The sequence below is a fragment of the Psychrobacter sp. genome (genome assembly GCF_036731945.1).
GTDB lineage: Bacteria > Pseudomonadota > Gammaproteobacteria > Pseudomonadales > Moraxellaceae > Psychrobacter.
The window spans coordinates 33,678-41,340 of record NZ_DAINDI010000015.1 but is presented as its reverse complement, the minus strand read 5'-3'; the positions used below and the strand labels follow the sequence as shown (position 1 = coordinate 41,340).

The window sequence follows — 7,663 nt, the reverse complement described above, 5'->3', positions numbered from 1 at the left end:
GGATGAGCTGACCAATACCGAAAACCGGATTGGCTTTGCCCGTCAGCATTATAATGACAGCGTGATGCTTTATAACAATGATCGCGAAGTGTTTCCCAATAACCTTGTCAGCACAACCTTTGGCTTTCGTCCACTTAGCCCATTGGTATTTGAAGATAGAAAACTCATTGCTCAAGCACCTGTCGTCGATATGGGCTGATATTTGTATCATATTAAATGCAGTTAGTTATGGTTAGGTAAGAGTAATAGATGGATTTTTTTGGGGCACAGCGAACCCGTACTCAGCGCAGCTTGTTGCTCTATGGGCTATTTTTTCTGATCGTCTTTGCCCATATTGCTGTAGCACTTGGTGTCATGGCGTTGCTGCTGACGCTATTTACAGATGGCATTTATTATTGGGTATTAATACTGGTGGTCGTATGGACAATCGGTAGCTTTGTTGCGGGCAGTTTTTTAGAGTACAGACGCTTAAAAGCAGGTGGTCGAGCGATTGCTAAGCGCGTGGGCGCGGTGCGATTGTTTATCGACCACAGCCAAGATGCTTGGGAGCATAGCCTAGGAGTTGCCCATCAGCCTGTATCTAAAGTTCGCTTTAGTGCCCGCCATATTGCGGTGCGTGATGAGCGCGATTTCCCGCCTGTCTATCGGCGTTATTATGAGATTGCCCAGCAGCTAGCTATTGCTTCAGGTTTGCGAATGCCAATTTTATATGTGCTGCCTGACGAGCAAGGTATTAATGGTTTCGTTGCTGGTCGTCATAGCCAAGATATGGTGCTCGTCGTCACCCAAGGCGCGCTTGATAAGCTATCTGATGAGGCGCTATACGGGCTAATAGGGCATGAGTATGGTCATATCTTGCATGGCGATGCGACGTTTAATTTACAGCTAATGGTGGTGTTAGCAGGCTTGCAGTTACTCTATGACTGGAGTGATTCTATTAATAATTTTGGTGCTGGTTATAAAAGCAGCCAGCAAAACTATTTTGATGGCTCTTTTATTAATAGTGCGGTCAATCAAAGCAACCCTTTACCGCAAAAAGCAATCGATAGCCATGCGCGTCGCACTGAAGCGCAGACAGCCAACTTTACCACTCATAGCGAATGGGTAGCTTACTGGCAAAACCAGTCGCAAAGCCAGCAATCTTCAGCTAAGAATCAGTCAAGATGGCTACAACATAATGATAAATTCAATAGTCAAGCACCGCGTAATATTTGGACATTATTAATCCATGGTTTGAGCTTTTCTAGTATGGCCAGTGCACAACTCATCAAACACAGCTTTAACCGTGAGCGCGAGTTGCTTGCCGATGCGACCAGCGTACAGCTCACACGTTCGCCGGCTATTATGGAAACCTTAAAGACCATTCATCAAGATGCGCTTGGTTCGCGCTTAACTGGCATCGCCGATATTAATGGATTAAGTCATTTCTTTTTTGCTAGTAGTGGTGCCGATTTGGGTGACGTATCGTGGTTTGCCACGCATCCAAGTTTGGCTGAGCGCATGAGTGCCATCAATGCCAATGCTTATCATGATTTCGCCGTGCAAGTGGCTAAAGAAAAACGTCTCAATCAGCAAAAGATAAAAGAAATTTATGAGCAGCGCCGCTTGGGTGATTGGGGTGTGGTAGTAGGAAATAGCCTAAGTAAAAATAAATTCGCTGATAAAAATATTAATAATACATTCAATGATGTTATTGACGAAGATGCTATTCAAAAAGCTGCTATCGAAAAAGAAATCGCAACCTTTTCTACTAGTGAGATAAATAATGAATTGCAGAGCGATAGTGGGCTTGAATTTGTTGTAGAGGAAGATATTGTTATTAATGGACGTCTGCAGGTACAAGTAGAAGATATCGGTACTCATCAGCTGCTTAAGCCGTGGCAAGCCAAACCTGATAGTGATTTGCCATCAGATACCTTGATTGGTATTGATGACATACAAAAAGTCTCCCTACCGCAGTATGTGCTCAATCACAGTTATCACCCGCTAGGGGCGCAGGCTTTGATTGAAGCCGTGCTACTTTGTCATCAGGGCTCTGTGCTTTCAACAACAGCAACTTATGATTTAACTGATATCTGGCTTGGGCTTGATGAGGATAAGAGATTTTCTGCTGAAACTAAAGTTGATATAAATAACACGCGAGTTTTACCGCATACACTCGATCATAAATTATTAACGGCAGTGGCAAACCTTGACAGGCGCTTAGACAGTGCTTTGATTGCATTGGCCTTAAAGCAACTACGCCAGCATGATTTATCAGAAAGTGCTATCGATGAGTTGCGCTTAAAGTATGAAGCCAGTCATCGTAATCAAGATCATCAGCATTATGTGCAGCAAAAAAAGTGTCGGTCAATGCTAGTGCGTTATCAGCGAGGTATCATTGAGTTGTTTGAAAACTTACTTACAGCTGATCTAAGCCAAAATATCGCTGATAATATAGATAATGATGATTCTATTGTTAAGCCTCAATCATTATTAAATCTTTTAGAAGATACCCATTCTCGGTCGCCTTCGATTTTAGCATTATGGCAGGCGCTACAGCTGCAGCAATTGTTGCCTATATTATCTGCCGTATTAAACGATAAACAGGCGCAATCACATCTTCATCGCCAAACCCCTTCATACTATCAATGGCAGCAAGTATTGCACGCTGGCACGGATGATATTTATGCTCAGCTTGACCCGTCAGGACAGGTATTTGATGGTTTTGATATGGTCGCAAAAACCATGCTTACTTTATTGGCTTATCGCTTATCAAAGGATGCCAAAGGGCAGATAATATCCACACTAGATAGCGAATTACATAGCTCAGCGCTCAGCTATAATAGTGTTAGCATTGTTCATTATCTTATAGATTTACGCCGTCATGCACGTTTGCTTGATATTGATTTAGCTGCCGCTAGTGAGGCAAATTTGCAATGGCTATTATTGACCGTGCAAAATCTAAATAGCGTTCAATTATTAGCATTAATAGCAGCCGTACCTATTTTTATAGCGCCTACCAGTCAATCGTCTGATTCTCAAGCCAAAGATGATGATAATTATCGACACAGACAACAGGGCGACGCTCAAATAGATTATAATGCGACTACTAATAAGCCTTATGGTTATAATGATTACCGACAATGGCTAAGCACGTTGCATACAGTGATGTTACACGATACGATAGTCAGTCAAGATGAGTATGATTGCTTGACCGAGCTTGCCAGTCATTGGTTAGGGGTTCGTGAGCTTTTTTGAGCAATACCGTCGCGTTTTTAGGATATTTTGACTATATTTTTTTAACATCAAAAGCCTGGAAATCCATTTTAGATAAGTAGGATAGTAAATAAGCATGAGTGATATCCAAGACCCGCTAGTTGTCATGCAACATCGTATGCAGCAGCGCCAGATTTTAGCGATGATGGGTATCAATCAGTGGGTGCAGCCGAGCTCTGAGACATTGAGTATCGCTGATATTTCTGCGCCTGCCTTGCCTGATGCGGTTATAGCTAACGCTAGCATTGCATCTCATTCTAATGCTACTACTTCTACAACGAGCACCGAACAGCCAAGCATTGAATCTTCTCATATTGAATCCCCAAATATTAATGCCATATCAGGTATGGTAGATGATGAGTCTAATCATTCTTATGATGACGCTAATGAGACAGGTTTAAGTCATTCTGACCAACAAAGCCCCGTTACCTATAGTTTTGACTCGACTGCCCCTGACATCTCTAAGCCCGCCGTTACCTCACTTGTAAATACTGTCGTTCAGCAAGCTGCGATTGATAATGTAAATAATGCTCCAAGCTTTGAAGATAGCAGTTTTACAGAGAATAACTTTAAAGACGATAGCTTTAAAAAGGTAGTACCATTTGATTTACAAGGTGGTCGCTATGGCGATTGGGTAATTTTGGTTGATATTCAAGCCCTTAATCATGACAGTCAAAAGCTTTGGCAAAATATCACCCAAGCGCTATCCATCAGTTGTGAGACAACCTCATTTCCTATTTGTGAAGGTATGGATACCGCTGAGCTTGCCAATGCCAGCCTTGCAGGATATGTCTTTAAAATTGGTCGTCGCGAAGAGATAAAAGTTGCGGCACTGACTGCCTTGCCTGACGGTCTTGAGCATCCGAACTTTACGACTGTGCCCACACTCGATGAGATGCTTACTGATAGTAGCCTTAAACGTCAGCTGTGGGAGCAGTTATCAAAGTAGTATTAAAAGCTTGCCACTTACTATTATTACGACTACTACGACAGAGATTAAAAAAATAACGATAACATTCACCTTTAATATTTAATAACCACGATGATTTCATCATATTTAGGATAATGATTATGACCACTAAAGCCGCTCCTAACCGTGTACCCAATTTTTCAGCGGGACCTGCCACCATACCGACCGCCGTCTTATCACGCGCCCAAGAAGAGTTGCTTGATTGGCAGGGACGCGGTATGTCGGTCATGGAAGTGAGTCACCGTAGTAAAGAATACATCGCGATTACCGAAAAAGCGGAAGCCAAGTTGCGTTCGCTCATGGACATTCCAGATAACTATAAAGTGCTGTTTTTACAAGGCGGTGCCAGCTTACAGTTTTCAGCGATTCCATTAAACTTATTAAATGGTGGCCGCGCAGATTATTTAACGACAGGTACTTGGTCTGGTAAAGCGGTTAAAGAAGCACAGCGCTATGCCAAACTGGGTTTGGGCGAGGTTAATGTGGTGGCAACGGGTAAAGACAGTAATTTTACTGACGTGCCAGCCCAAAGCGATTGGAACCTAAGCGAAGATGCGGCGTATTTCCATTACTGCGCTAATGAGACCATTCATGGTTTGCAGATTTTTGAGCCACCACAAGTCGATGCGCCGATTATCGCCGATATGTCTTCTTGCATTTTGTCACAGCCAATCGACGTCTCTAAATTTGGCATGATTTACGCGGGTGCGCAAAAAAATATCGGGCCAGCAGGACTAATTATCGTCATTATTCGTGAAGATTTATTGGGCAAAGCGAGTGAGTGGTGCCCACTACTGATGAACTATGAACACCAAGCTGAAAAAGAGTCGATGTCAAACACGCCAGCGACCTATTCTTGGTATTTAGCAGGACTGGTATTTGATTGGTTAGAAGAGCAGGGCGGCGTTGCTGCTATTGCTAAAATCAACCAGCAAAAAGCGGATTTATTGTATAAAACGATTGATGACAGCAGCTTTTATAGCAATCCAGTTGACCCCAAATATCGCTCTATCATGAATGTGCCGTTTACCTTAGCCGACAGTAGCCTTGATAAAGTATTTTTAGAAGAGTCGGAAGCGGCAGGCCTCATGAATCTAAAAGGTCACCGCGATGTGGGCGGTATGCGTGCCAGCATTTACAATGCAGTGTCATTAGATTGGGTGCAGCAGTTGGTTGACTTTATGATAGACTTTGAAAAAAAGCACGCTTAAGTTAAGACATGCCCTAGTACCGGCTTTGAAAAAAAAGGCGCAACTTTATAAGCTGCGTCTTTTTTTTATGTCTATTAGCATTTTTTTAAGTAGCATAATGGGTTATGTAGCAACCTTAACACCGCAAAGCATTAGGTTAAAAAACCTAAGTTTGTTATGATAAAATTTCGTCAATCGTCTATTTTGCCGTCAGTCGCGCATTTTTTATCCAAGTTGGTTTAGAGTAGAAGGTCGTTATGAGGGGTATTACATAGTCATGATGCTAAAAAACACCATGCTAAAAGCCGTCTTGCTTGTCATTACTATCAGCTGGATACCTGTCAGTATCGCCGCGCCAATCACCACGACTGCGCTTGGGCATAATAGTACCACTGAGTATATTGACGTACCGTATATGCCTTATGCCAATCCAAAGGCGCCCAAAGGTGGTACGCTGTCATTGGATGCACGCGGCACCTTTAATGCAGCCAATAAATGGATGACCACAGGTGTGGCGATGGTTGGTACGGACTATCTGTATGATACCTTGATGACAGGCTCACTCAATGAAGCCTTTACCATGTATCCGCAGCTGGCAAATAAAGTCACGTATGATCCTGACGATACCAGTTGGATTATTTACCATGTTAATCCTGCTGCGCGCTTTTGGGACGGGTCGCCAGTGACCAGTAGTGACGTCAAAGCCACTTATGATGCGATATTGAATAAAGGCCCGATGTATATCCGCAGCTATTTGGGCGATATTAAAGACATTGAGATTATCGATAAGCAGCGGGTAAAGTTTGTTTTTAAGTCTGATGATAATAAAGAGATATTATTAACGGTTGGGCAATTCCCTATTTTTGCTAAATCCTCGATTGATACAGATTTTGAGAAAATCACCTTAACGCCGCTCATGGGTAGTGGTCCTTATAAACTTGGCCGCGTCGATGCGGGGCGTGCGGTCAGCTATGTGCGTGATCCCAATTATTGGGGTCATGATTTGATGGTCAATCGTGGTCGTTATAACTTTGATAGGATTAAATTTGTCTATTATCAAAGTGATGAGATTGCTTTTGAGGGTTTTAAGTCAGGGCAATATCGTTTTCGCCCTGAGAATAAAGCGTCGAATTGGGCAACAGGTTACAATTTCCCCGCCGTCAAAGCAGGTCTAATTAATAAAGAAACCATCAGCAGCGAAAATCCAGTACCGATGCAGGGTTTGGTCATGAATATGCGTAGGCCACTTTTTCAAGACATTCGCGTTCGTCAAGCCTTGACCGCAGCTTACGATTTTGAGTGGATGAATAAAACATTATTCCATGGGCAATATGAGCGTCTGCAAAGCTTCTTTCATGGCTCAGAGCTTGCTGCTACTGGTACGCCATCTGTAGCTGAGATGCAGGTATTAAGCCCATTGCTCGCCAAGCTTGAACCGATTCAGCGGCAAGCGGTATTGACGGAATGGCGATTGCCAACCAGCGATGGTAGCGGCTTTAATCGTGAGGGGTTGTTAAAGGCGCGGCAGCTATTGCTAGATGCGGGTTTTTATTATGATGATATGAAGTTGTATCAGCCTAACGGTAAGCTTGCTCAGATTGAGATTTTGATGACAGGCGAAACCATGGGGCGTGTATTATTGCCTTATATCCGTAATCTAAAGCGTTTGGGCTTTGATGCAACCTTACGTCAAGTCGATGGGCCGCAATATTACGAGCGCATACGCCGTTTTGACTATGATATGGTCGTCGATGTCTTCGCCCAAAGTCTATCGCCTGGCGCTGAGCAAGTGGGTTTTTGGGGCAGTACTGCTGCTGATGAAGCGGGCAATCATAATACCATCGGTATTAAAAACCCTGCGATTGACAGTGTTATTAAAAAACTGGGCGACGCTAAAAGTCGCGATGAGATCGTCTTATATACTCACGTACTTGATCGCCTGCTACGGGCGGGACATTATTTAGTCCCTTTATATGGCAAATCTAGCACCAATGTTGCCTACTGGAATCAATATCGGCATACTGCAAAACTGCCGACCAATGCTATCGGTATCGATTATTGGTGGACAGATAAAGCAGCGGAAGCCCGTGTTAATCGATACTTAAAGCAATAGTTTAAGATAATGGCTCAAAACAGTTATTTAAAAATTATCATTTAAACCCGTAAATAAAACCGTGTTTCATTTGGTTTTTAAAATTTAATAAAAAACATCAGTAATAAAGACAATCACTGCTAAGGATTTTAT

5 protein-coding genes are annotated in these 7,663 nt (G+C 42.9%); all 5 read left to right on the top strand.

Annotation, left to right across the window (positions count from 1 at the left end; all coding sequences use genetic code 11):
- Nucleotides 1-199: LemA family protein (locus V7D75_RS04760; RefSeq protein ID WP_333613624.1), on the top strand; the 199-nt coding region annotated here is incomplete at its 5' end.
- 50 nt (nt 200-249) lie between these two features.
- A complete protein-coding gene (locus tag V7D75_RS04755) occupies nt 250-3,240 on the top strand; it encodes a M48 family metalloprotease (RefSeq protein ID WP_333613623.1) in 2,991 nt (996 codons plus the stop codon).
- 94 nt (nt 3,241-3,334) lie between these two features.
- Entirely contained in the window at nt 3,335-4,207 is an 873-nt protein-coding gene (locus V7D75_RS04750) for a hypothetical protein (RefSeq protein ID WP_333613622.1), read from the top strand.
- Between the two features lie 122 nt (nt 4,208-4,329).
- Complete coding sequence (serC, locus tag V7D75_RS04745; protein WP_333613621.1) at nt 4,330-5,439, top strand: 3-phosphoserine/phosphohydroxythreonine transaminase; 1,110 nt, start codon at nt 4,330-4,332, stop codon at nt 5,437-5,439.
- Between the two features lie 259 nt (nt 5,440-5,698).
- On the top strand, nt 5,699-7,531 hold the full coding sequence (locus V7D75_RS04740) for an extracellular solute-binding protein (protein WP_333613633.1): 1,833 nt from the start codon (nt 5,699-5,701) through the stop codon (nt 7,529-7,531).
- Nucleotides 7,532-7,663: the final 132 nt, after the last annotated feature.

Coding starts and splice junctions, on each gene's coding strand:
- serC (WP_333613621.1), top strand. CDS start 4,330: ATGACCACTAAAGCCGCTCCTAACCGTGTACCCAATTTTTCAGCGGGA.
- V7D75_RS04740 (WP_333613633.1), top strand. CDS start 5,699: ATGCTAAAAAACACCATGCTAAAAGCCGTCTTGCTTGTCATTACTATC.
- V7D75_RS04755 (WP_333613623.1), top strand. CDS start 250: ATGGATTTTTTTGGGGCACAGCGAACCCGTACTCAGCGCAGCTTGTTG.
- V7D75_RS04750 (WP_333613622.1), top strand. CDS start 3,335: ATGAGTGATATCCAAGACCCGCTAGTTGTCATGCAACATCGTATGCAG.